The 23,414-nt window shown below is 71.9% G+C and carries 24 protein-coding genes and 2 riboswitches; of the genes, 16 read left to right on the forward strand and 8 right to left on the reverse strand.

Annotated features, from left to right (window positions below):
- Nucleotides 1-7 precede the first annotated feature (7 nt).
- On the reverse strand, nucleotides 8-391 hold the full coding sequence (locus FHX46_RS20775; RefSeq protein WP_313886207.1) for a ribonuclease domain-containing protein: 384 nt from the start codon (nucleotides 389-391) through the stop codon (nucleotides 8-10).
- Nucleotides 392-401: 10 nt separating this feature from the next.
- A complete protein-coding gene (locus FHX46_RS20780; protein WP_167098009.1) occupies nucleotides 402-602 on the reverse strand; it encodes a hypothetical protein in 201 nt (66 codons plus the stop codon).
- A 44-nt stretch (nucleotides 603-646) separates the two neighbouring features.
- Between FHX46_RS20780 and FHX46_RS20785 the strand changes: the two genes are divergently transcribed.
- From FHX46_RS20785 to FHX46_RS20800, 4 genes are all read left to right on the forward strand, one after another.
- Nucleotides 647-1,621, forward strand: coding sequence for a quinone oxidoreductase family protein (locus FHX46_RS20785; RefSeq protein WP_167117649.1), 975 nt, complete (start codon nucleotides 647-649; stop codon nucleotides 1,619-1,621).
- A 93-nt stretch (nucleotides 1,622-1,714) separates the two neighbouring features.
- Entirely contained in the window at nucleotides 1,715-2,683 is a 969-nt protein-coding gene (locus FHX46_RS20790; protein WP_167117652.1) for an alpha/beta fold hydrolase, read from the forward strand.
- A 65-nt stretch (nucleotides 2,684-2,748) separates the two neighbouring features.
- A complete protein-coding gene (locus FHX46_RS20795; protein WP_167117655.1) occupies nucleotides 2,749-3,222 on the forward strand; it encodes a carboxymuconolactone decarboxylase family protein in 474 nt (157 codons plus the stop codon).
- 96 nt (nucleotides 3,223-3,318) lie between these two features.
- The gene (locus FHX46_RS20800) at nucleotides 3,319-4,737 is read left to right on the forward strand and encodes an amino acid permease (protein WP_167117658.1); all 1,419 of its coding nucleotides are present in this window, start codon (nucleotides 3,319-3,321) and stop codon (nucleotides 4,735-4,737) included.
- Here the strand turns inward: FHX46_RS20800 and FHX46_RS20805 are convergent.
- Nucleotides 4,722-5,336, reverse strand: coding sequence for a glycine-rich domain-containing protein (locus tag FHX46_RS20805; protein WP_167117661.1), 615 nt, complete (start codon nucleotides 5,334-5,336; stop codon nucleotides 4,722-4,724). The two genes, FHX46_RS20800 and FHX46_RS20805, sit on opposite strands and share 16 nt — an antisense overlap.
- Before the next feature lie 96 nt (nucleotides 5,337-5,432).
- Complete coding sequence (locus FHX46_RS20810) at nucleotides 5,433-6,008, reverse strand: YceI family protein (protein WP_167117664.1); 576 nt, start codon at nucleotides 6,006-6,008, stop codon at nucleotides 5,433-5,435.
- Nucleotides 6,009-6,093: 85 nt separating this feature from the next.
- Between FHX46_RS20810 and FHX46_RS20815 the strand changes: the two genes are divergently transcribed.
- From FHX46_RS20815 to FHX46_RS20830, 4 genes are read left to right on the forward strand one after another with little or no spacing between them, the layout of a single operon-like run.
- Nucleotides 6,094-6,585: a MarR family winged helix-turn-helix transcriptional regulator gene (locus FHX46_RS20815; protein WP_167117667.1), complete on the forward strand. Its 492-nt coding sequence runs from the start codon at nucleotides 6,094-6,096 to the stop codon at nucleotides 6,583-6,585.
- A complete protein-coding gene (locus tag FHX46_RS20820; protein WP_167117670.1) occupies nucleotides 6,585-7,307 on the forward strand; it encodes a DsbA family oxidoreductase in 723 nt (240 codons plus the stop codon). The genes FHX46_RS20815 and FHX46_RS20820 overlap by 1 nt, the downstream gene beginning before the upstream one ends.
- Nucleotides 7,304-7,780, forward strand: coding sequence for a TIGR03618 family F420-dependent PPOX class oxidoreductase (locus FHX46_RS20825; RefSeq protein WP_313886208.1), 477 nt, complete (start codon nucleotides 7,304-7,306; stop codon nucleotides 7,778-7,780). The genes FHX46_RS20820 and FHX46_RS20825 overlap by 4 nt, the downstream gene beginning before the upstream one ends.
- On the forward strand, nucleotides 7,777-8,478 hold the full coding sequence (locus tag FHX46_RS20830) for a DsbA family oxidoreductase (protein ID WP_167117673.1): 702 nt from the start codon (nucleotides 7,777-7,779) through the stop codon (nucleotides 8,476-8,478). The genes FHX46_RS20825 and FHX46_RS20830 overlap by 4 nt, the downstream gene beginning before the upstream one ends.
- A 66-nt stretch (nucleotides 8,479-8,544) precedes the next feature.
- On the opposite strand, the gene FHX46_RS20835 is transcribed toward FHX46_RS20830, so the two are convergent.
- Genes FHX46_RS20835 through gcvH form a run of 3 tightly spaced genes read right to left on the reverse strand, consistent with a single transcriptional unit; the run spans nucleotide 8,545 to nucleotide 11,562 of the window.
- Complete coding sequence (locus FHX46_RS20835; RefSeq protein WP_167117677.1) at nucleotides 8,545-9,900, reverse strand: L-serine ammonia-lyase; 1,356 nt, start codon at nucleotides 9,898-9,900, stop codon at nucleotides 8,545-8,547.
- A 10-nt stretch (nucleotides 9,901-9,910) separates the two neighbouring features.
- Entirely contained in the window at nucleotides 9,911-11,182 is a 1,272-nt protein-coding gene (gene glyA / locus FHX46_RS20840; RefSeq protein WP_167117680.1) for a serine hydroxymethyltransferase, read from the reverse strand.
- Entirely contained in the window at nucleotides 11,182-11,562 is a 381-nt protein-coding gene (gene gcvH / locus FHX46_RS20845) for a glycine cleavage system protein GcvH (RefSeq protein ID WP_167121598.1), read from the reverse strand. Before gcvH ends, glyA begins: the two co-directional genes overlap by 1 nt.
- Before the next feature lie 185 nt (nucleotides 11,563-11,747).
- Nucleotides 11,748-11,839: riboswitch (glycine riboswitch) on the reverse strand.
- A gap of 1 nt (nucleotide 11,840) precedes the next feature.
- Nucleotides 11,841-11,932: riboswitch (glycine riboswitch) on the reverse strand.
- Between the two features lie 160 nt (nucleotides 11,933-12,092).
- On the opposite strand from gcvH, the gene FHX46_RS20850 reads away from it, so the two are divergent.
- The 7 genes from FHX46_RS20850 to FHX46_RS20880 are packed head-to-tail and all read left to right on the forward strand — an operon-like array spanning nucleotide 12,093 to nucleotide 21,340.
- The gene (locus FHX46_RS20850; RefSeq protein WP_313886209.1) at nucleotides 12,093-14,171 is read left to right on the forward strand and encodes a hydantoinase/oxoprolinase family protein; all 2,079 of its coding nucleotides are present in this window, start codon (nucleotides 12,093-12,095) and stop codon (nucleotides 14,169-14,171) included.
- Complete coding sequence (locus FHX46_RS20855; protein WP_167117686.1) at nucleotides 14,168-15,880, forward strand: hydantoinase B/oxoprolinase family protein; 1,713 nt, start codon at nucleotides 14,168-14,170, stop codon at nucleotides 15,878-15,880. Before FHX46_RS20850 ends, FHX46_RS20855 begins: the two co-directional genes overlap by 4 nt.
- Before the next feature lie 58 nt (nucleotides 15,881-15,938).
- Nucleotides 15,939-17,267 (forward strand): MFS transporter, encoded by a 1,329-nt coding sequence (locus FHX46_RS20860; RefSeq protein ID WP_167117689.1) that lies wholly within the window; start codon nucleotides 15,939-15,941, stop codon nucleotides 17,265-17,267.
- On the forward strand, nucleotides 17,264-17,821 hold the full coding sequence (locus tag FHX46_RS20865) for a cysteine hydrolase family protein (protein ID WP_167117692.1): 558 nt from the start codon (nucleotides 17,264-17,266) through the stop codon (nucleotides 17,819-17,821). The genes FHX46_RS20860 and FHX46_RS20865 overlap by 4 nt, the downstream gene beginning before the upstream one ends.
- Nucleotides 17,818-19,002, forward strand: a complete 1,185-nt coding sequence (locus FHX46_RS20870) for a glycine C-acetyltransferase (RefSeq protein WP_167117695.1) — start codon at nucleotides 17,818-17,820, stop codon at nucleotides 19,000-19,002. Before FHX46_RS20865 ends, FHX46_RS20870 begins: the two co-directional genes overlap by 4 nt.
- Nucleotides 18,999-19,793, forward strand: coding sequence for an SDR family NAD(P)-dependent oxidoreductase (locus tag FHX46_RS20875; RefSeq protein WP_167117698.1), 795 nt, complete (start codon nucleotides 18,999-19,001; stop codon nucleotides 19,791-19,793). The genes FHX46_RS20870 and FHX46_RS20875 overlap by 4 nt, the downstream gene beginning before the upstream one ends.
- A gap of 50 nt (nucleotides 19,794-19,843) precedes the next feature.
- Nucleotides 19,844-21,340, forward strand: a complete 1,497-nt coding sequence (locus tag FHX46_RS20880; protein ID WP_167117701.1) for a CoA-acylating methylmalonate-semialdehyde dehydrogenase — start codon at nucleotides 19,844-19,846, stop codon at nucleotides 21,338-21,340.
- 23 nt (nucleotides 21,341-21,363) lie between these two features.
- On the opposite strand, the gene FHX46_RS20885 is transcribed toward FHX46_RS20880, so the two are convergent.
- Nucleotides 21,364-22,137 (reverse strand): GntR family transcriptional regulator, encoded by a 774-nt coding sequence (locus FHX46_RS20885; RefSeq protein ID WP_167117704.1) that lies wholly within the window; start codon nucleotides 22,135-22,137, stop codon nucleotides 21,364-21,366.
- 75 nt (nucleotides 22,138-22,212) lie between these two features.
- On the opposite strand from FHX46_RS20885, the gene FHX46_RS20890 reads away from it, so the two are divergent.
- Nucleotides 22,213-23,397 (forward strand): pyridoxal phosphate-dependent aminotransferase, encoded by a 1,185-nt coding sequence (locus tag FHX46_RS20890; RefSeq protein WP_167117707.1) that lies wholly within the window; start codon nucleotides 22,213-22,215, stop codon nucleotides 23,395-23,397.
- Nucleotides 23,398-23,414 lie beyond the last annotated feature (17 nt).

Genomic DNA, 23,414 nt, shown 5'->3' on the forward strand with positions numbered 1-23,414 from the left:
GTTCTCATTACTTCGACGGGTCGACCTGGACGAAGGAAGCGTAGTGATCGCCGGTGTAGTACAGCTCCGCCGGCGATCCGGTGATCAGCCGGCGGGCCCCGCGGTCCGGGCTTCCGGGCGTGGGGACGGTGTACTCGTGGTAGTAACCGCTCGCCTTGACGGGGAGCCGCTTCTCCCGGTTGTCGAACACCGTTCCGTCGCTGCGGTACGGGAACGGACCGCCCGCCTGGATGAGGCGCCAGGTCTGGGCAGCTTCCGGGGGCAGGCTGGACAGCGCCGTCAGTCCGGGCGCCGGGTCCGTCGACGTGGTGGTCTCGCGCACGATCCACCCACCGAACACGAGCACGATGAGCCCGACCAGCGCGACGGTGATCCGCCTCCTGCTTGACACCAGCGACACCTTAGGACCGGCTCGAAACGTCCTCGCCGCGGCCCGGTCGCAACCACGCGGCCACCCGGTCGACGATCCGGTCGATCAGCCACGCCGCACCGACGCACAGGGGCGCCAGCACCACGATGACCAGCAGGAACTGCAACGGGAACCATCGCTGTGCGAGCCACAGTTCCGCGTTGTCCCACCAGGTGGCCAGGCCGTCGAACACCTGACCAGGGTACGCCAGCGGCCGCGGGGCGGTACGTTGCAGGCATGTTCGCCGTCTACGCCCGAGAACCGAACCCCGAAAACCCGCTCGACGCGCTCACCGCCGGCGAGCGGCCGGACCCGGAGGTGCCATCCGGCTGGGTGAAGGTCGCCGTCAAGGCCGCCAGTCTGAACATGCACGACATTTGGACCCTGCGCGGGGTCGGGATCAAGCCGGACCAGTTCCCGATGATCCTCGGCTGCGACGGGGCCGGTGTGCTGGAGGACGGCACGGAGGTCGTGCTGCACTCGGTGATCAACGCCCCGGGCTGGCAGGGTGACGACACCCTCGACCCGAAGCGCACCCTGCTCACCGAGAAGTACCAGGGCACGTTCGCCGACTACGTGGTCGTGCCGGCCCGCAACGCGGTGCCGAAGCCGGCTGGACTGTCCTTCGCCGAGGCCGCGACGATGGGCACCGCGTGGCTGACCGCGTACCGGATGCTGTTCGTCAAGTCCGGGCTGCGCCCCGGGCAGACGATGCTGGTGCAGGGCGCCTCCGGTGGCGTCTCCACCGCGCTGGTCCAGCTCGGCCGCGCCGCGGGCCTGCGGGTCTGGGTGACCGGCCGGTCGGAGGAGAAGCGCGCGCTGGCCGAGCATCTGGGCGCGCACCAGACGTTCGAGACCGGCGCGCGGCTGCCGGAGCGGGTGGACGGCGTGTTCGAGACCGTCGGGAAGGCGACCTGGGCGCACTCGCTCAAGTCGCTCAAGCCCGGCGGTGTGCTCGTGGTCTCCGGCTCGACCAGCGGTCCGGACCCGAGCGCGGACCTGCAGCGGGTGTTCTTCCTGCAGCTGCGCGTGGTGGGCTCCACCATGGGCACCCGCGACGAGCTGGAGGACATGCTGCGTTACCTCGACCTCACCGGTATCCGGCCGCAGATCGGCAAGGAGCTGCCGCTGTCGGAGGCCGCCGAGGGCTTCCGGCTGATGCAGGAAGGTGCGACCGCGGGCAAGATCGTGTTCACCGCGGAAGCGCGCTGAGCTGCGCAGACGCTTTGTTGACATCGCGCCGACACGAGTTTGTGATCAACCTTTTCTGAGCCGAACCCGAGATTTCCTCGCTAATCTGGGTACATGACCGCAGTGCAGCGGGAAATCGAGGCGGCGCCGGGCTCCCGGATCGCCGGCCCGGAGGACATCTGGGCCGGCCACCGGAGTTTCGCCGGCGTGCGCACCAGGGTGCTCGAGGTCGGTCCGAAGCCGAAGCGGGGCACCGGAAGACTCGTCCTGCTGCACGGCTACTGCGACAGCGCCGACACCTGGCGCCCGGCGCTGGCCGAACTGGCCGCCGCCGGCATCCCCGCGGTCGCGGTCGACCTGCCCGGCTTCGGTGAGGCCGATCCCCTGCGACCGGGCGCGATCCTCGCCCAGCTCGACGCGTTCGTCGCCGAGGTCACCCGCTGCTACGCCGACCGCGGCAAGGTCGTGCTGGGCGGCAACTCCCTCGGCGGCACGATGAGCCTGCGCGCGGCCTGCCGCGAGCAGCTGCCGATCGCCGGTGTGGTGTCGATCGCCGCTCCCGGGTTCGTGGACTCCTGGCTGGTCCGGACCGTCGGGAAGTACCCGCTGCCGCTGCGGCTGGCCGCGTCGCTGCCGTTGCCGGTGCCCGGGTTCGTCGTGCGGACCATCGCCGGTCTCGTGGTGCCGTGGCTGCTCTACGCCGACCGCTCGGCCGCCGACATCGCGCACGTCTCCCGGTTCACCGGGCTGTTCCCCGACTTCCGGTCGACCACCACTCGCCTGGACCAGGCGCGGCGGCTGGTCGCCGAGCTCGCCGACGCCTACGACGGGCTGGAGTCGATCAAGGTCCCGCTGCTGGTCGTCGCGTGCGGCAAGGACCGCCTGGTGACCGCGGCCGCCGGTCAGCGCCTGCACACCCTGGTGCCGCACAGCCAGCTGATGCTGCGCGAGGAGTGGGGCCACTGCCCGCAGCTGGACGACCCGGTCGCGATCGCCGAGCTGCTGAGCTACTTCCGGGCCGGTGCCCTGCACAAGAAGCCGCGGCGGCGGGCACCCGGCGTCGCCCAGAAAGCGGCCGGCTGATCCCGTCACATCCGGCCGCGCTGTTCCGTCAGGGAGGTGTAACCCCAACGGAACAGGAGTTCATCGTGGACGCTCGTCTGAACCTCTTCGCCAGCCCGACCGCGGCAAAGTTCGTGAAGTACATCCTGTCGGCCGGGAAGGTGCTCGAGAACTCGACGCTGCCGATGACCACACAGGCGCTGGTGACGTTGCGCGCCAGCCAGATCAACGGCTGCGGCTACTGCACGGACATGCACTTCAAGGACGCGCTGGCGGCCGGCGAGGACCCGCTGCGGCTCAACCTGGTCGCGGCGTGGCGCGAGGCGACCGTGTTCACCGAGGCCGAGCGCGCGGCCCTGGAGCTGACCGAGGAGGGCACCCGGATCGCCGACGCGGCCGGCGGGGTCAGCGACGAGGTCTGGGCCAACGCGGCCAAGCACTACGACGAGGACCAGCTCGCCGCCCTGGTGGGCGCCATCGCGCTCATCAACACGTGGAACCGCCTGAACGTGATCACCCGTAACCCGGCCGGGGACTACCAGCCGGGCCAGTTCGGCTGACCGGGCGAGCTCCGGGACCGTCAAACGGTCCCGGAGCGCCACCGTCCCTAGTAACGTAGTCCGGTCTTTACCCGGACGAGTGATTGGGGACAATCAGTGGCCGTACGCGAGCTGTTCCGGCGCAAACCCGTCGAGCAGATCGAGGCCGAGGACGGCGGCGGGCTCCAGCGAACCCTGGGCCTGTGGCAGCTGACCGCGATCGGCGTGGGCGGGATCATCGGGGCGGGCATCTTCTCGCTCGCCGGCGCGGTGGCGAACGAGACCGCGGGACCCGCGGTGCTCATCTCCTTCCTCGTGGCCGGCGTCGCCAGTGCCGCCGCCGCCTTCTCCTACGCCGAGTTCGCCGGCCTGATCCCGCGGGCCGGCTCCGCCTACACCTACGGATACGCGGTGCTCGGCGAGCTGGTCGGCTGGTTCATCGGCTGGGACCTGCTGCTGGAGTACACCGCGATCGTCGCCGTGGTGGCGATCGGCATCTCGGGCTACTTCAACGATCTGCTGGGTTTCCTGCACATCCACCTGCCGCTGTGGATGTCCGGCGCGCCGGGCACCGAACCGGCGGGCGTGGCCTCGGGTTCGTACAAGGTGAACCTGTTCGCCGCACTGCTGTGCCTGCTGATCGCGTTCATCCTCAACCAGGGCATGCGGTCGGCCGCGCGGTTCGAGACGCTGCTGGTGTACCTCAAGGTCGCGCTCGTGGTCCTGGTGATCGTGGTCGGCGCGTTCCACGTCAAGACCGGCAACTGGTCGAACTTCTTCCCGTTCGGGATCAGCGGGGCGTTCACCGGCGCGGCGACGGTGTTCTTCGCGGTGTTCGGCTACGACGCGATGTCCACCGCCGCCGAGGAGTCGACCGATTCGCAGAAACACATGCCGAAGGCGATCCTGTACTCGCTCGGGATCTCCATGGTGCTGTACGTGCTCGCCTGCCTCGTGCTGACCGGCATGGTGCCCTTCACCGACATCAACCCGGAAGCGGCTTTCTCCAGCGCCTTCGCCTCCGTCGGGATGCGCTGGCTCGGCGCGGTCATCGCGGTCGGCGCCATCATCGGCATCCTGACGGTGTTGTTCACCTTCCTGCTCGGCGCGACGCGCGTCGGGTACGCGATGAGCCGCGACGGCCTGCTGCCCAAGTGGTTCTCCGGCACGCACCCGGTGCGGAAGGTGCCCAGCCGGATGACGTGGATCCTGGGCGTGGCGGCGGCGGTGATCGCCGGGTTGCTGCCGATCGGCGAGGCCGCCGAGCTGACCAACATCGGGATCCTGCTGGCCTTCGTGGTGGTGTGCGTCGCCGTCGTGGTGCTGCGGTACCGCCGGCCGGACCTGCCGCGCACGTTCCGCTGCCCCGGGGTGCCGGTGGTGCCCGCGATCGGGGTCGCGTTCTCGCTGTGGCTGATCACGTTCCTCAAGCCGGAGACGTGGCTGCGGTTCGTGATCTGGTTCGTGATCGGGATGGTGGTGTACTTCGCTTACGGGCGACGGCATTCGCTGCTGGCGCGTCACCACCAGAGGTAGACGTACCCGGGTGCGCCGGGTGCGCCGGCTGTGCCGCCGGAACCGATCCCGCCGGGCGGCTCGCTCGGGATCACTCCCGCTGTCCCGGGCTGATCGGCCGTGCCGTCGCTGCCGGCGGACACCAGTCCGGGCGAGGTCCCGCAGTCCGCGGTGCCACCGTGCCCGGACGCCCCGGACGTTCCGGCTTGCCCGCCGTGGGCCACCACGAGTGGCGGGCTGCCGGTGACGCCCAGGCTCGAGTCACCGCCCGGTGCCCCGGCGGCGCCACCCGTGCCGACGGTGACGACGTACTCGGTGGCCGGCGTGACCGCGACCGAGCACCAGGCGGCGCCCCCGCCACCACCGGTGGTGCCGGGCGCGTTGGGCGGCTGTTGCGCCGGGGTTTCCGGGGGTTTGGGTGCGGCGGCCGGCGGGACCGTCACCCCGCCCCCGCCGCCCGCGCCCCACAGGGCGATGAACACCGAGGTAACGCCCTCGGGCGCGGTGAAGGTGCCGCGGGTGGTGAAGGCCCGGTCCCCGTGGGCGGGTTCGGCCCCGGTCACCGGGGCGGTGGCCGTGATCAGGACAGCCGCGAGGGCCACGGCCTTTCCCAACACCATGCTCGAAAGGGTGCGCCGTCCGGCGGACTCGCGCACTTCTTTCAGCCGATGGGGTGAGCCCGCCGGCCGGGACCGGCGGGCTTCCCCGGCCGCCGGTCAGCCGGCGTGGATCAGCTCGACCTCGAGCTCCAGGTCGATCTCCCGCGACACGAGGAGGCCGCCCTTGGCCAGCGGCATGTTCCAGGTCAGCCCCCAGTCTTCGCGGTTGATCCGGCCGCGGGCGGAGAACACCGCGCGGTGGTTGTCCCACGGGTCCTGTGCGTAGCCGAGGTAGTCGACCGTCAGGGTGACCGGCTTCGTCACGCCCTTGATCGTCAGGTCGCCGGTCATCGAGCCGCCGTTGCCCTCCCAGCGGACGCCGGTGGACACGAAGGTGGCGACGGGGTTGCTCTCCACGTCGAAGAAGTCGGCCGAGCGCAGGTGGTCGTCCCGGGCCTGGTCACCGCTGTTCACCGACGCCATCTCGATGGTCACGGAGACTCTGCTGTCCGCGGGGTTCTCCGCGACCTCCACTGCGCCGTCCACGGCGGTGAAGCGCCCGCGGACCTTGGTGAGCATGAAGTGCCGGCCGATGAAGGCGACCTCGGCGTGACCCGGGTCGATCCGCCACGTGCCGGCGGCCGGCAGCTCCACGCCCTCCAGGACACGGGTGGGGATCACTGATTCGGTCATTGGGAACTCGCCCCTTTCTGGGTGTCTCGTACTCCCCAACCATATATGTGCGTGCGCACGCACGCAATGCGGTATGCTTCCGGTCATGGGCACGTACGAGGACAACGGCCTGCAAGCCTGGCGCGCCATGCTGCTGGCGTCCAACGCCGCGCTGCGCGCCATCGACGCGGACCTGACCAGGAGCGGCACCATCCCGCTCACCTGGTACGACGTGTTGCTCGAGCTCAACGCCGGCCCGGATCGACGGCTGCGGATGAACGACCTGGCCGACCGGGTCGTGCTCAGCCGGACCCGGGTGAGCCGGCTGGTGGACGAGATGGTCATGGCCGGGCTCGTGACCAAGGTCCGCGACGAGACGGACCGCCGGGTGGTGTGGGCGGCCATGACCGACGAAGGCGTGCGCGCCTTCCGCACCACCGCCCCGCAGTACCTGCGCGGCATCGAGCAGCACTTCTCGCAATACCTCACCGACGAGGAGAAGAACGTCATGGCAGCCGCCCTGCAGCGGGTCCGGGAGGCGCACGGGAACGTGATCGCCACACCGGATTCCCTGCGGCGCAACGGAAGGAAAAGCTGATGATCCAGTCGGTCGACGTCGCCCCGGGTGATCCCCGGCTACCCGCGGCGCCGAACGTGATCGTGGTCTATTCGGACCTCAACTGCTCGTTCGCCCACGTCGCCGTGCACCGGCTGCACGAGACGCGGGAACGGCTCGGGCTGACCGGCGAGGTGCACTTCGACCACCGCGCCTTCCCGCTCGAACTGTTCAACCTCGGCGTCAACGAGCGGCCCGGGGTCGACTCCGAGATCGCCGTACTCGGCGCGCTGGAGCCGGACGCCGGATGGCAGCTGTGGCAGGAGAAGGACTGGCGGTACCCGGTGACCATGCTCCCGGCGCTGGAGGCCGTGCAGGCCGCCAAGCACCAGGGCCTGCCCGTTGCGGAACAGCTCGACCGCGCGCTGCGGAAGGCGTTCTGGGCGCAGAGCCGCTGCATCTCGCTGCGCAACGTGATCCTGGACGTGGCGGCCGAGATCGGTGTGGTGGACGTGACCGACCTCGCCCGGCGGCTCGACCGCGGCGAGGCCCGCGCGGCGGTGCTCCAGCAGTTCGAGTCGGCACGCGACGACCGGGTCATCTGCAGCCCCCACCTGTTCCTGGCCGACGGCACCAATGCAGCCAATCCCGGTATCGCGGCGCGCTGGGTCAACGGTGACTTCGGCATCGGCTTCCCGGTGATCGACTCGGACGAGCCGGACATCTACCGGACGCTACTGGAGAAGGCGGCGAGCCTGGCGTGATCACCACTGCTGACGGCCTCCGGATGGTGGCCGACCTCGCCGCTCCGGAGCGGTGGCTCGCCGTGCTGGTTACCGCCGGGTCCGGCGGCCGGCCTGCCGTGTCCGTCGTGAACGCGGGAATCCTCCCCCACCCGGTGACCGGCGAGACCGTGGTCGCGTTCGTCTCGCGCGGCCGCACCGCGAAGCTCACCAACCTGCGCGAACGTCCACACGCGACACTCGTGTTCCGGTCCGGCTGGGAGTGGGTGTCGGTGTCCGGGCCGGTGGAGCTGGCCGGTCCCGACGACGACCTGACCGGCCTGCCGGACCTGCGCACCCTGCTCCGCGACATCTACGCCGCCGCCGGCGGTGTGCACCCGGACCTGGACGAATACGACCGGGCGATGGCCGAGGACCGCCGCACCGCGGTGCTCCTGCGGCCGGAGCGCTTCACCACCAACCCACCTGGCACCGAACACAAGGAACCGGCATGACCAACGCACCGTCCACCGTCCACCGTCCCGCGGCTGCCCCGGGCACCATCCAGGTCTGGTCGGACCTGCTCTGCCCGTTCGCGCACGTCGCGCTGCACCGGCTCCGGGTGGCCCGCGAGCGGCTGGGCCTGCAGGACCAGGTCCGGATCGACCACCACGCGTTCCCGCTGGAGCTGTTCAACGGCCCGCACCCGCGGCCGGGTACCGACAGCGAGGCCGTCGGCCTCGGCGCGATCGAACCGGCGGCCGGGTTCCGCCTGTGGACCGCGGCGGACTGGCTGTACCCGAACACCGTGCTGCTCGCCAACGAGGCGGTGGCCGCGGCCAAGGCGCAGGGCCTGGGCCCGGCCGAGGACCTCGACCACGCGCTGCGCCGGGCGTTCTGGGTGGACAACCGCACGATCGGTCACCGCACCGTCATCCTGGAGATCGCCGCCGAGACCGGCACGGTCGACGTCGGCGCGCTGACCGAGGCGCTCGACACGGGCCGGCACCGCGCGGACGTGATGGCGGACTACGCGGTCGCGCAGACCGACGAGGTGAACGGCAGTCCGCACCTGTTCACGGCGGACGGCACCGACGTGCACAACCCGGGCATCGCGGTGCACTGGGAAGGCCCGTGGGCGTCCGGGTTCCCGGTCGTGGACGCCCACGACTCGGACTGGACCGACGCCCTGCTGAAGAAGGCCGCCGGGTAGCTCCGGCGGCCCGGAACAGGGCACGGCGGCCTGTCGGCGAGTTCCGCCGGCAGGCCGCCGGTCCGGTCAGCACTCGATCACGTTCACCGCAAGTCCGCCCCGCGCGGTTTCCTTGTACTTGACGTGCATGTCGCGCCCGGTGTCCCGCATGGTCTTGATCGCCTTGTCCAGGCTCACCACGTGGCTGCCGGTGCCGCGCAGCGCGATCCGGGCCGCGTTGATCGCCTTCACCGAGGCGATCGCGTTCCGTTCGATGCACGGGATCTGCACCAGGCCGCCCACCGGATCGCAGGTGAGGCCCAGGTTGTGCTCGATGCCGATCTCGGCCGCGTTCTCCACCTGCCGGGGGCTGCCGCCGAGGACTTCACACAGGCCCGCCGCGGCCATCGAGCACGCGGACCCGACCTCGCCCTGGCACCCGACCTCCGCGCCGGAGATCGACGCGTTCTGCTTGACCAGGATGCCGACCGCTGCCGCGGTGAGCAGGAACCGCACGATCCCGTCGTCACCGGCACCGGCCACGAACCGCGTGTAGTAGTGCAGGACGGCGGGGATGATGCCCGCCGCACCGTTCGTCGGCGCCGTGACGACGCGGCCGCCCGCGGCGTTCTCCTCGTTGACGGCGAGGGCGAACAGGGTGACCCAGTCCATCACGTCCAGCGGATCCCGCGCGGCTTGTGCGGACGTGAGTTCGCGGAACAGGCCGGGTGCGCGGCGCGGCACCCGCAGACCTCCCGGCAGCACCCCTTCCCCGTGGCAGCCGGCCCGGACGCAGCCGGCCATGACCCGCCAGATGTGCAGCAGCCCGTCCCGCACCTCGCGTTCGGTTCGCCACGCCAGTTCGTTGGCGAGCATGACGTCGCTGATCCGGAGGCCGCGCTCGGCGCAGATCCGGAGCAGGTCGGCGGCCGTGGCGAACGGGTACCGCACCGGCGTGGTGTCGGCCACGATGCGATCCGCCCCGGCCGCCTGCTCGTCCACCACGAAACCGCCACCCACCGAGTAGTAGGTGCGCTCCCGCAGCACCTCGCCGCCGGCTCCGCGGGCGGTGAAGGTCATGCCGTTGGGGTGGACGGACAGGGACTTCCGGCGGTGCAGCACCACCTCGACACCGGTCTCGTGCACCCCGTTGAGCGTCAGGGCGCCCCGCTCCCGCACCCGCGCGGCCCGGGCTTCGGCGGTGCGGGTGTCCACAGTGGCGGGATCTTCGCCCAGCAGACCGAGCAGGACCGCCTTCTCCGACCCGTGGCCGTGCCCGGTCGCGCCCAGCGACCCGAACAGTTCGACCCGCACCAGCTCGGGCCGCAGCCCCTCCCCCGTCAGACCGTCGGCGAACCGCTTGGCCGCCCGCATCGGTCCCACCGTGTGCGAGGAGGACGGGCCGATTCCGACGGTGTAGAGGTCGAACGCGCTCAGCGCCACTGCAGGGCCCTCACATCTCCGGGTAGAGCGGGAACTTCGCTGCCAGCGCCGCCACGCGGGCACGCAACCCGGGCAGCACATCGTCCGGGGTGGTAGTGACGAGCGCCGTCGCGATGATGTCGGCGACCTCGGCGAACTCCGGCGCGCCGAAACCGCGCGTGGCGAGCGCGGGCGTGCCGATCCGCACTCCCGACGACACCATCGGCGGGCGCGGGTCGAAGGGCACCGCGTTGCGGTTCACGGTGATGCCCGCCGCGTGCAGCCGGTCCTCGGCCTGGCGCCCGTCGAGCGACGAGTGCCGCAGGTCCACCACGACGAGGTGGACCTGCGTGCCGCCGGTGAGGACCGAGATCCCCGCCTGCCGGACGTCGTCGGCGAGCAGCCGGCGGGCGATGACGCGGGCACCCTCGAGGGTGCGGCGCTGCCGGTCCCGGAACTCCTCGGTGGCGGCCAGGTTGAACGCCACCGCCTTCGCCGCGATCACGTGCTCCAGCGGACCGCCCTGCTGCCCGGGGAAGACCGCCGAGTCGATGCGTTTGGCCAGCGCTGCGTCGTCGGTGAGGATCACACCGCCGCGCGGGCCGCCGAGGGTCTTGTGGGTCGTGGTGGTGACGACGTCGGCGTGGGGCACCGGGCTGGGGTGCAGGCCGGCCGCCACCAGCCCGGCGAAGTGCGCCATGTCCACCATCAGGCGCGCACCGACGCCATCGGCGATGCGGCGGAACGCGGCGAAGTCCAGGTGCAGCGGGTAGGCCGACCAGCCGGCCACGATGAGCTTCGGGCGGTGCTCGGCCGCCAGCCGCTCGACCTCGGCCAGGTCCAGCCGGAAATCGGTGTCCCGCACGTGGTAGGGCACGACGCGGTAGAGCCGGCCGCTGAAGTTCGCCCGCATCCCGTGCGTCAGGTGCCCGCCGTGCGCCAGGTCGAGGCCGAGCACGGTGTCACCGGGTTCGAGCATCGCGAACATGGCCGCAGCGTTGGCCTGCGCCCCGGAATGCGGCTGGACGTTGGCGAAACGGGATCCGAACAGCCGCCGCACCCGGTCGATGGCGAGGCGTTCCACGGTGTCGACGTGCTCGCAGCCGCCGTAGTAGCGGCGACCGGGATAACCCTCGGCGTACTTGTTGGTCAGGACCGAGCCCTGCGCCTGCAGCACCGCCACCGGCGCGAAGTTCTCGCTGGCGATCAGCTCCAGGGTGTTCCGCTGACGGTCCAGTTCGGACGTCAGCGCGGCGTGCACTTCGGGGTCTACTTCGGACAGCGGGAGGTCGTGCGTGCCCATCAGGCACCTCCGGTCCGGGCCAGGTAAGCGGCCGCGTCGAGCAGGTCGCCCGCCCCGGTGACCTTCATCCGGAACAGCCAGCCCTCGCCGAACGGGTCGGTGTTGAGCAGTCCGGGGTCGTCGGTGACCTTCGCGTTGACCTCGACGACCTCGCCGTCCACCGGCGCGTAGAGCTCGCTGACCGACTTGGTGGACTCGATCTCACCGCACGGCTGCCCTGCCGCGACGGTGCTGCCGGCGGCGGGCAGGTCGAGGTACACCACATCGCCGAGGGCGTCCGCGGCGAAGGCGGTGATCCCGACGGTGGCGGTGTCCCCGTCGAGGTCGAGCCACTCGTGCTCGGCGGTGTACTTCAGCTCGGCCGGAACGGACACGGGCATCTCCTCGGGTGATCGGGCCGGCACGGCGGCGTGCGGCATCGGGTCCGGAGTGGACCGTGTGGTGAGCGGGCCGGACGGGCCGGCGGATCGCGCGGGCGTCCCGGCACGGGACGCGGAAACGGAGTTCACGGCAGGAGGCTCCCGGTGTCCGGCACCGCACCGACGCGGCACCACGGCTAGGTGGGCCTCCCCGCTCTGTCATCGATACCTGAGAGCTTCACCGCCGGAGCGGTTTGCACCGTGGGCGCAGGACCGGGTCCTGGCTTTCCAGAGTTCGCCTCGCCGGAGCGGTGGGGGTGCCTGAGAGATTCTGGGGAGTGTTGCTCCTTCGGCGTCCCGCCCGCGGCGGGAGCTCTCCCGCTCCGGTTCGAACGGCGCGATATGCAGTTTGACGGATGCCGAACCTAACGGGACCGGTCCATGCCGGTCAAGAGGCCGGCACGGCGCATCAAAAACGCCAACTGACTCTTGCTGATATCTCAACCCGAGTTTACTGTGATCCCACTTACTCGTTCAGCGAAGGAGATCCCGTGGCTTCCCGTCCCGATCCCCGACCGGCCGGCTGGCGAGTCGGCGCCGACATCGGCGGTACCTTCACCGACGTCATCGCGCTGGGTCCGGCCGGCGAGGTCGTCCCGATGAAGGTCCCCTCCACCCCGCCGGACTACGGCGCGGGGGTGGTGTCGGCGACCACCGGTGTGCTGGCCACGGCCGGGGCGCGACCGGAAGCCGTCACCGCGATGCTGCACGGCACCACCGTGGCGACCAACGCGATCCTGGAGATGACCGGTGTCCGCACCGCCGTCGTCACCACCCGCGGCTTCCGCGACGTGCTGGAGCTCGGCCGGCTGCGGCGGCCGGTGCTCTACGACCTGTCCTGGTCCAAGCCCGCGCCCCTCGCCCGGCGCCGGCACCGGTACGAACTCGACCAGCGCATCACCGCCGACGGGCAGCTCGATCCCCCGGCCGGCGAAGACGAGGTCCGCGCCCTGGCCGCCCGGCTGCGGGCGGACGAGATCCGGGCGGTGGCCGTCTGCCTGATCAACTCCTACGTCCGGCCCGACGAGGAACGCCGGGTCGCCGACCTGCTGCGGGCCGAGCTGCCCGGCGTCTACGTCACCGCGTCGGTCGACGTGTCGCCGCAGCCGCACGAGTTCGAGCGCACGAGCACCGCGACGGTCAACGCCTACGTCGGCCCCGCCGTGCACGGGTACCTCACCCGGCTGGAAGCCGGGCTGCGGGCGGCCGAGGTGACCGCACCGCTGCTGGTCATGCAGTCCAGCGGCGGGCTGCTGGACGCGGCTTCCGTCGCACAACGTCCGGTGCAGATCATCGAATCCGGTCCGGCGGCGGGCGTGACCGCGGTGCAGAAGCTGGCCCAGCTGATCGGACTGTCCACAGTGGTCGCCTTCGACATGGGCGGCACCACGGCGAAGGCCTCCCTGATCGAGGACGGCGAACCATTCGTCTCCGCCGACTACGAGGTCGGTGGCGGGATGAACGTCGCCCGCGGCCTCAGCTCCGGCGCCGGGTACCCGGTGCGCGCCCCCTCGATCGACATCGCCGAGGTCGGCTCCGGCGGCGGCAGCATCATCTCCGTCGACCCGGCCGGCGCGCTGCACGTGGGCCCCGCCAGCGCCGGATCCCGGCCCGGCCCGGCCTGCTACGGGCAGGGCGGTGAGCTGCCGACCCTAACCGACGCCAACGTGACGCTCGGGTACCTCAGCCCGCACGCCCTGGCCGGTGGCCGCGTGCCGGTCCACCCCGACCTGGCCGTGAAGGCGCTGAGCCCGGTCGCCGAGCAGCTCGGCGACGACGTGGCGGGCACCGCGCGGGGCGCCTACCAGGTGGCGGTGTCGAGCATGACGACCGCGGTCAAGGCGGTGACCAGCGAACGCGGCCGCGACCCGCGCGAGGCCACCCTGGTCGCCTTCGGCGGCGCCGGCCCGCTCTACGCCGCCGCGCTGGCCCGCGAACTGGGCATCTCCACCGTGATCGTGCCCCTGTACCCGGGCCTGTTCAGCAGCCTGGGCCTGCTCGTCGCCGACACCGAACGGCACGAGCTGACCCCGTACCGCGACGAGTTCGCGCAGACCAGCGCGCTCGCCGCGGAGTTCGGCCGCCTCGCCGCGAAGGTGACCGGCGAGCTGGGGCCGGACGCCGTGGTGGACCGGCTGCTGGACATGCGCTACCGCGGGCAGCGGTTCGAACTGCGCATCCGGGTGCCCGACGGTGAGCTCACCGGCGACCTGCTCGCCGAGGTGCGGTCGCGGTTCCACGCCGAGCACAAGCGCACCTACGGCCGGGCCGGCACGGACGAGCTGGTGGAGCTGGTCAACCTCCGGGTCCGCGGCCGCGTGCCCACCCCGGTGTCCATCGCCGACGTGCTGAGCCTGCCCGCTGCCGCCGACCGCGAACCCACCACCCGCGACTGCCGGTTCGCCGAAACCGTGCCGACCCCGGTCGTGGGACGGTCCGCCCTCGGCACCGAACCGGTGGCGGGACCGGTGGTCATCGAGGACATGGACGCCACCACCCTCGTCCCGCCCGGTGCCCGGGTGCACCGCGACCGGTTCAACAACATCGTGATCACCTGGAGTGCCGCATGATCCGCGACGCCGTGACCTTCGAGGTCTTCCGCAACGCCGTCACCGGGATCGCCGACGAAATGGCGATCACGATCCTGCGCACGGCGCACTCGCAGCTCGTGGCGTCCAGCATGGACTTCTCCGCCGCGCTGTGCGACGCCCACGGCCGCGTCATCGCCCAGGCCAACACCCTGCCGGTGCACCTGGGGTCCATCCCGGACGCGATGGAGGAGATCTTCGCCGAGTTCGGCGACCGGATCCAGCCCGGGGACGTCTACCTGCTCAACGACCCGTCCCGCGGCGGCATGCACCTGCCCGACATCTTCGCGGTCGCCCCGGTGTTCGCCGGCGCCGCGCTGCTGGGGTTCGCGGTCACCGTCGTCAACCACACCGACGTGGGCGGCTGGGCCGCCGGTTCGATGGCCGTCCAGTCGACGAGCATCTTCGCCGAAGGCATCCAGATCCCGCCGTCGCGGCTGATCGAGGCCGGCACCACGAACGAGACGTTCCTGCAGCTCATCCTGCGCAACGTCCGCGAACCCGACCTGCTGCGCGGGGACCTCGAGTCCCAGCTGGCGGCCTGCCACACGGGCGCCGAGGGACTGCGTGCCCTCGCGGCGCGGCACGGTGTCGAACGGCTCGCCGCCCTCAACGGCGAACTGCTCGACTACTCCGAAACCCTGCTGCGCGCCGCGCTCGCCGAAGCGGTGCCGGGGACCTACGAGTTCACCGACCACATCGACGACGACGGGCTCGGGTCCGGGCCGATCCCGATCGCGGTGAAGGCGACGCTGTCCGGGTCCGGGATCGAGCTCGACTTCACCGGTTCGGCGCCGCAGGTCGGCTCCGCGCTCAACGCGACCGCGTCGTTCACCCGCTCCGCCTCCTACGCGGCCCTGCAGGGTGTCCTCGCCGCCGACATCCCGGCCAACAGCGGCTTCTACCGGCCGTTCACCTTCGTCATCCCGGAGGCGTCGATCCTCAACGGGCAACGCCCCGCCGCGCGCGGTGCCCGTGGTCTGGTGGGTTTCCGGATCATCGACGCGGTGCTCGGCGCGCTCGCCCCGGTGTTCCCCGCCCGGGTGCCCGCGGCCGGGGACGGCGGACCCGACGGGATCGCGATCGGGGTGGTCGGCGCGGACGGCGAATCCGCCGTGCTGTGGGATCCGCTGGCCGGCGCGTGGGGCGCCCGGCCGGACCGGGACGGGGTGGACGGGATCAGCTCGCTGGGCGCCAACCTGACCAACACCCCGGTCGAGGAACTGGAACGCTCCGGTCAGCTCCGCATCGACGGGTACGGCTACCTGCCGGACAGCGGTGGCGCGGGCCGGTGGCGCGGTGGTCTCGCGACCTTCCGCGACATGACGCTCCTGGCGCCCGAGGCCGCCGTACAGATCAGGTCCGACCGGCGGAAGTTCCTGCCCTACGGACTGGCCGGCGGCGCGCCGGGAACACCCTCGCTCAACGTGCTCGACCCCGGTGGCCCCGGCGAACGGGTACTGGAGTCCAAACCGCACTTCGTCATGACCGCGGGCACCCGCCACCGCCACGTCACCGCCGGCGGCGGCGGCCACGGCCACCCCTTCGAACGCGCGCCGGAACGGGTCCTCGACGACGTCCTGGACGGCAAAGTGACCCGGGAGGGAGCCGAGCGGGACTACGGCGTCGTGATCACCGCGGACGGTGCGATCGACGCGGACGCCACCGCCCGGTTGCGCGGGCAGCGCTGAAACCCATGTCCACCAACACCACGGAGACACCAGCCCTTCTCACCGATTGGACCTCCCGATGGACTCCACCGCCGCTACCACCCAGGACGTCGTCGCGCCACGCACGTGGCGCAAGGTCGGCTTCCGGATCATCCCGCTGGTCGGCCTGGCCTACGTGGCGAGTTACATCGACCGCGCCAACGTCGGCTACATCGCCGCGCCCATGTCCCGGGACCTGCACCTGACGAGCGGCCAGATCGGGCTCGCCGCGGGTCTGTTCTTCATCGGCTACATCCTCGTGGAAGTGCCGAGCAACATGATGCTCAGGCGGTTCGGCGCGCGGAAGTGGATCGCCCGGATCATGATCACCTGGGGTCTGGTCACCGCGGCGACCGCGGCGGTGAACTCGCCGGCGACGCTGTACCTCGCGCGGTTGCTGCTCGGGCTCGCCGAAGCCGGCCTGGCCGCCGGCATCCTGCTCTACCTGACGTTGTGGTTCCCGCGCCGCCAGCGCTCCTGGGCGTTGTCCGCGTTCTTCCTGATGACCCCGGTGTCCTCGGTCATCGGCTCCCCGCTGGCCGCCGCGCTGCTGGCGTGGGGTCAGAACGTGTTCGGCATCGCGGGCTGGCGGTCGCTGTTCCTCGTCGAAGGCGTCCTGACGATCGTGGTCAGCATCCTGATCCTCGCCTTCCTGCCGGACCGCCCGGCGAACGCGCGCTGGCTCGACGACCGGGAGAAGGCCGCCATCGAGGCCACGCTGGCCGCCGAAGCCGACGAGCACCGCGCCCGCGGGGCGCTCACCGGGCTGCGCCAGGCGCTGACCAGCGGCCGGGTCTGGCTGATGGCCGTGACGTGGTTCGCGATCGCGTTCGGGCTGTACCCGCTCCAGTTCTTCCTGCCCACGATGATCCGGTCCATCACGCACAGCATCGGCAAGTCCGGCGATGTCAGCAGCGTGCTGCTGTCCGCCATCCCGTACGCGGTGGCCGTGATCGCCCTGCTCCTCTGGGCCCGCTTCGCCGCGCGCCGGACGGCGGTCGCCGCGACGGCCGTCCCGATGACGGTCGGGGTGGCCGGCCTGCTGCTGGCCACCTTCACCAGCAGCGGCACCCTGTTCGTGGTCGCGGTCTGCGTGAGCGTCGCCGGGATCATGACCGCGATGCCGCAGTTCTGGCGGATCCCGGCGATCGGCCTGACCGGCGCGGCGGCCGCGTCCGGGATCGCACTGATCAACTCGGTCAGCAACGTCAGCGGGTTCGTCGGCCCCTACTTCACCGGGGCCATCGCGTCCGCGACCGGCAGCTTCACCTGGGCACTGCTGGCCATCGCGATCATCATGACCGCCGGGCTGGCCGTCCTGCTCAGCGTGGGCCGCCGGATGGAGCGGCTGGACGGGAGCCTGTCGTGACCACCGCACTGATCATCGGCGACATCCAGCGGGGCATCACCGACGGCTACCCGTTCGCCAGACAGGTCGTGCCCCCGCTGACCGAACTGCTCCCCAGCGCCCGCGCGGCCGGTGTCCTCGTGGTGTTCGTCCACTTCGGATTCCGCGCCAACGGGGCCGACGTGCCGCCGGACAACGCGATGTTCCGGACGTTCTTCGACGCCGGGGACGCCTTCCACGAGGGTTCGGATGGCACCGCGATCGCGCTGCCGGTGACCGGCGAGGACGTGGTCGTGCTCAAACGCCGCGCCAGCGCCTTCGCCGGCACCGACCTCGACCTCGTGCTGCGCGCCCGCGGTGTCCGCACGCTCGCGGTCGCCGGGGTTGCCACGAGCGCGATGGTGGCCGCGACCTGCTACGACGCCGCCGACCGCGGCTACGGGGTGACCGTGCTGCGGGACGGGTGCGCCGACGGGGACCCGGCGATGCACGACTTCTTCATGGACGCCGTCTTCCCCAGCCGGGGATTCGGCGTGGTGCCCTGCGCGGGCTGGACCCCGGGACGGGACGCGTGAACGCCGCATTGCTGCAGCGGCTCCGGACGGAGCTGGACGATCGCCGGGCGAGGACCGGGTTGCGACGCGACCTGGTGGTCTCCGGTCCGCAGGGGCCGGTGCTCGGCGTGGACGGCGAGACGTTGGTGAACTTCGCCGCCAACGACTACCTCGGGCTCGCCGCGGACCCCGAGGTCCTCGACGCGGCCCAGCAGGCGCTGCGGGAGCTGGGACTCGGGGTCACCGCGGGACGGGTGCTGTGCGGCACGCGGGAGGTCCACGGCCGGCTCGAGGCCGCCATCGCCGAGCTGGTCGGCGCCGAAGACGCCGCGCTCCACGGTTCGTGCTTCGACGCGAACCTCGGCGTGTTCGACGCCCTGCTCGGCCCGGACGACGTCGTCTTCAGCGACGCGCTCAACCACGCCAGCCTGATCGACGGCATCCGGCTGGCACCGGCCCGGCGGCGCGTGTTCCCGCACGCCGACCTCGACGAGCTCGAACGCGGCCTCGCCGGGGCCGCGGACGCGCGCCACCGGGTCGTCGTCACCGACGGCGTGTTCAGCATGGACGGCGACATCGCCCCGCTGCCAGGACTGTGCGAGCTGGCGCGGCGCTACGACGCGGTGCTCGTGGTCGACGACTCGCACGCCACGGGCGTGCTGGGCGCGACCGGCGCCGGCACCGCCGAGCACTTCGGGCTCGCCGGTCGCGTCGACGTGCTGACCGGGACGCTGGGCAAGGCGCTGGGCGGCGGCGCCGGCGGTTTCGTCGCCGGTTCCCGTGCGGTCGTTTCGACGGTGCGCCAGGTGTCGCGTCCCTACGTCTTCACCAACGCGATGGCTCCGGCACTGGCCGTCGCGGCGCTGACCGCGATCGGCATCGCGCGGCGGCGGCCCGATCTGCGGGAGCGGCTGGCCGCCAACACCGCGTGGCTGCGCGGGGCGTTGCGCGACCTCGGGTACGAGGTGCTGCCGGGCGAGCACCCGATCATCCCGGTCATGCTGCGGGGCGGCTCGCTGGCCCGTGACGTGTCGGCGGCGCTGCGGCGCGACGGTGTCCTCGCCTTCGCGCTGGCCCACCCGGTCGTCCCGGCCGGTGCGGAACGGATCCGGGTGCAGGTCTCGGCGGCGCACACGCCGGCCCAGCTCGAACTCGCGGCCGCCGCCTTCGCCCGCGCACGTGCCGTCCTGGCGGCCGCATGAGCACCGCACCGGGGCTCGGCGCCCCCACCAGCGCCGACAGCAGCGAACTCGCCGGCCGGGTCGCGGTCGTCACCGGCGGCGCGAGCGGCATGGGACTGGCCACCGCGCACGCCCTCGCCCGCCGCGGAGCGACCGTCGCCGTGTTCGACCTCGCCGCACCCGGCCGCGCCGACCTGGCGGCGACGCTGGAGGTGACGGCCGACCGGGTCTGCTCGACCGCCGTGGACATCACCGACGCCGACGCGGTCCGCCACGCGTTCGACGCGCTGCTGGCCGGCTACTCGCGGCTCGACATCCTCGTCAACGCCGCGGGGGTCGCGCCGCCGACCCCGTTCGACGACATCACCGAGAACGAGTGGAACCGGGTGCTCGCGGTGAACGTGCACGGCACGTTCCTGTGCTGCCGGCAAGCGCTGCCGGCGATGCGCGCCGGCCGGTGGGGGCGGATCGTCAACTTCTCCTCCACCGCGGGCAAGACGATCAGCACCGCGGGCGGCGCGCACTACACCACGGCCAAGCACGGGGTCCTCGGCCTGACCCGGCACCTGGCGAAGACCTGCGGACCCGACGGCGTCACCGTGAACGCCGTCTGCCCCGGCCTCATCGACACGCCGATGGCCCGCGGCCTGCTGCCCGACGAGACGCTGGAGCGCGTCACCCGGTCGTTCCCGGTGCCCCGCGTCGGGCAGGCGTGGGAAGTCGCGGAACTCGTGGCGTTCCTCGCCTCCGACCGGGCGGCCTACATCACCGGCGCGGCCGTGGACATCAACGGCGGCGACCTCATCATCTGACGCCGTCCGACGCGACCGCGCGCGGACGACCCCACCAGAAAGCGAGCACCATGACAGTCCGGACGATCCTCCACCACATCGACGGCCGGGAGACCGCGGGCGCGTCGAGCCGCACCGCCCGGGTCTGGGACCCCGCGTCGGGCGAGCACCAGGCCGACGTGCTCCTGGCCGAAGCCGCCGACGTCGACGCCGCCGTGCGGGCCGCGCGCGCCGCACTGCCCGGCTGGGCCGACACGTCCGTGATGCGCCGGTCACGGCTGATGTTCGCCTTCCGCAACCTCGTCGAGAAGCACCTGGACGAGATCGCCCGGCTGGTGTCCACCGAGCACGGCAAGGTCCTCGACGACGCCAGGGGCGAGGTCGTGCGCGGCCTGGAGGTGATCGACTTCGCCTGTGGGATCCCGCAGCTGCTCAAGGGCGACTACTCCGACCAGGTTTCGACCGGCGTCGACCTCTTCTCGTTCCGCCAGCCGCTCGGCGTGTGCGCGGGGATCTCGCCGTTCAACTTCCCCGCCATGGTTCCGATGTGGATGCACCCGATCGCGATCGCGACCGGCAACACGTTCGTGCTCAAGCCCTCCGAGCGCGACCCGTCGGTGTCGAACTTCGTCGCCGGGCTGTACGCCGACGCCGGGCTGCCCGGTGGCGTGTTCAACGTCGTGCACGGCGACAAGGTCGCGGTCGACGCGATCCTGGACCACCCGGACGTCGCCGCGGTGTCGTTCGTCGGCTCGACACCGATCGCGCAGTACGTGCACGACCGCGCGAGCTCGAAGGGCAAACGCGTGCAGGCGCTCGGCGGGGCCAAGAACCACGCCGTGGTGCTGCCCGACGCCGACCTCGACCAGGCCGCCGACCACCTGGTGTCGGCGGCGTACGGGTCGGCGGGCCAGCGCTGCATGGCGATCTCGGTCGCCGTCGCGGTCGGCGACGTGGCCGGACCGCTCGTCGATCTGCTGCGGAAGAAGGCACAGGCGATCAAGGTCGGGCCGGGGCTGGCGGCCGGGTCCGAAATGGGCCCGGTCGTGTCACGGGAAGCGCTTTCACGGGTTACCGGCGCTATCAAGTCCGGGGTCGACGCGGGCGCCGAGCTCGTGCTCGACGGGCGCGAGCTCGACGTCCACGGCGGCGGGTTCTTCGTCGGCCCCACGTTGTTCGACCGCGTCACACCGGAGATGGACGTCTACCGCGAGGAGATCTTCGGCCCGGTGCTCGTCGTCGTGCGCGCCGACTCGCTGGCCGAGGCCATCGACCTCGTCAACGCCAGCGACTGGGCCAACGGCACGGCCATCTTCACCACCAGCGGCCAGGCGGCGCGCACCTTCCAGCGTTCGGTGCAGGTCGGGATGATCGGGATCAACGTCCCGATCCCGGTGCCGATGGCGTTCTACTCCTTCGGCGGGTGGAAGCAGTCGCTGTTCGGCGCCCACCACATGCACGGGCCCGAGGGGGTGGCGTTCTACACCCGCGCGAAGGCCGTCACCAGCCGCTGGCCGGAGGACGGTGCGCACCAGCGCAGCGACCTGCACTTCCCGACCGCGGTCTGAGCGGAGCCCGTCGCTCCCGCCGGCTAGGCCGGCGGGAGCGCGGGGGCCGGCATCTCGATGTGCGCCCTGCTCACGGAGGCGCTCCCGGCGAGGACCTGGATGACGTCGTGCCGCACACGCTCGCACCGGTTGCGCATCGCCGTCTCGGCGCCGTCCGCGTCGCGTTCCCGCAGCCGCTCGAAGATGGCTTTCAGCTCGCCGGGCGGGCTCGCGGCGCCGGGCGCGATCAACGCCGCCATCCGCAGGACCCGTTCCAGCTCGTCGACCACGTCGACGATCGCCTTGGCGAGGCGGTTGTTGCCGGCACTGTTGGCGATGACGGCCTCGAACTCGACCGCGGCCCGCAGCGCCTCCTCCTGTTCCACCTCACCCGCCGCGAGTGCGAAGTGGACTTCGGACAGCGCTTCCAGCCGCGCGAGCGCCGGCGCGGGCACCCCGCGGCGCGCGGCCTGGGCGGCGGCCTCGCCGGACAGCAGTGTCCGCAAGGCGCAGAGGTCGTCGGTGTCCTGGAGCGTGATCGGGCTGACGACGTACCCCGCGCGCGGCAGCGCCGTCACCAGCCCGTCGCGCCGCAGCCGCGCGAGCGCCTCGCGCACCGGCGTCTTGCTGATGCCCCACTGCTGCGCCAGCGAGGCCTCGGTGAAGCTGCTGCCGGGCGGCAGCGTGAGGTCGATGATCTGGCGCCTGATCGCCCGGTACGCCTGGCTGGTGCGATCGAGTCCGGCGTCCGCCCTGCCGACCAGCAGCAGAGCGGGGATGTGGGGCGTTCCCGTGATCACGGAATGGATGTCAGCCACCCGGTCAGTGTATCACCAGCTCAAAGCAAGATATTTCCCCTTAATTTTGATATCTCACGATGGTAGGGTGATCCCATGCTGCGTTCCGCCTCGGAGTCCTGGTCCCTCCCCGCCGCGACGCTTCTCCCCACGATGGGGGCGATGGCCACGCGCGACCGGGCAGCCCGTGCCGCGCGCGACGGGGTGGCGGTCCTCCCGCTCGTGGGCGCCCCGGTCCTGCCGATGCCGGAGCACGTGCGGCAAGCGGTCCGGCAGGCGATGGACCAGCCCGACCCGCGCGACACCCGCGGCCTGCCCGAGCTCCGCGCCGCGATCGCCGCCGAACTCGCGCGCGAGCACGGTCTGCACGTCGATCCCGAGCGCCGCCTGCTGATCACGCACGGGGCGATGCAGGGCCTGTCCCTCGTGCTGCGCACGGTGCTCGCCCCGGGCGAGGAGGTGATCGTGCCGACCCCCACCTTCTTCTTCGACGGCCCGATCCGTGAGGCCGGTGCGACCGCCGTGCACGTCCCCGCGCACGAGCGCGACGGCTGGGCGCTCGACCTCGAAGCGCTGGAAGCCGCCGTGACACCCCGCAGCCGCGTTCTGCTGCTGTGCAACCCGAACAACCCGACGGGCTACCTCCCCGATGCCACCACCGTCGCGGCGGTCGCCGACCTCGCCGCCCGCCACGGGCTCCTCGTCGTCTCCGACGACTCGTGGCAGCACTTCACCTTCGACGGCCGCCGCTACCAGCCGGTCGAGGCGTTCGCCGCCCGCTGGCCGCACCTGGTCACCGTCACCAGCTTCAGCAAGTACTACGCGCTCGCGAGCTGGCGGGTCGGCTACGTCCTGGCGCCACCGCCGGTCATCGAGGCGATCGAGCGCCGGTTCCAGTGGGAGGCGGTCTGTTGCGGCGCGGTCCCGCAGCACGCCGCGATCGCCACCCTCACCGGACCGCGCGACTGGCTCGACCAGGCGCTGTCCACCTACCAGGCCAAGCGCGACCGCGTGTGCGACGGCATCGCCGCGAGCGGCCTCCCCGAACCCGTGCGGCCGGCGGCGGGCGCGTTCCTCCTCGTCGACTGCGCGAGCCTCGGTGACACCCCGGACGACATCGACCGCGTGCTCCTGCGGCACGGCATCACGAGCATCCGCGGCGGCGACCTGCAGGCGCCCGGCACGCACGTCCGCCTCACGTTCGGCTCGCCGGAGCCCGTGCTCGACGAGCTGGTCCGCCGCCTCGCCGCGGCGCGCCGCGACGCCGGCCGTCGCCGGTGACCCGCCGCGCGGGCACG

The sequence above is a fragment of the Amycolatopsis viridis genome (genome assembly GCF_011758765.1).
In the GTDB taxonomy this organism is placed as follows: domain Bacteria; phylum Actinomycetota; class Actinomycetes; order Mycobacteriales; family Pseudonocardiaceae; genus Amycolatopsis_E; species Amycolatopsis_E viridis.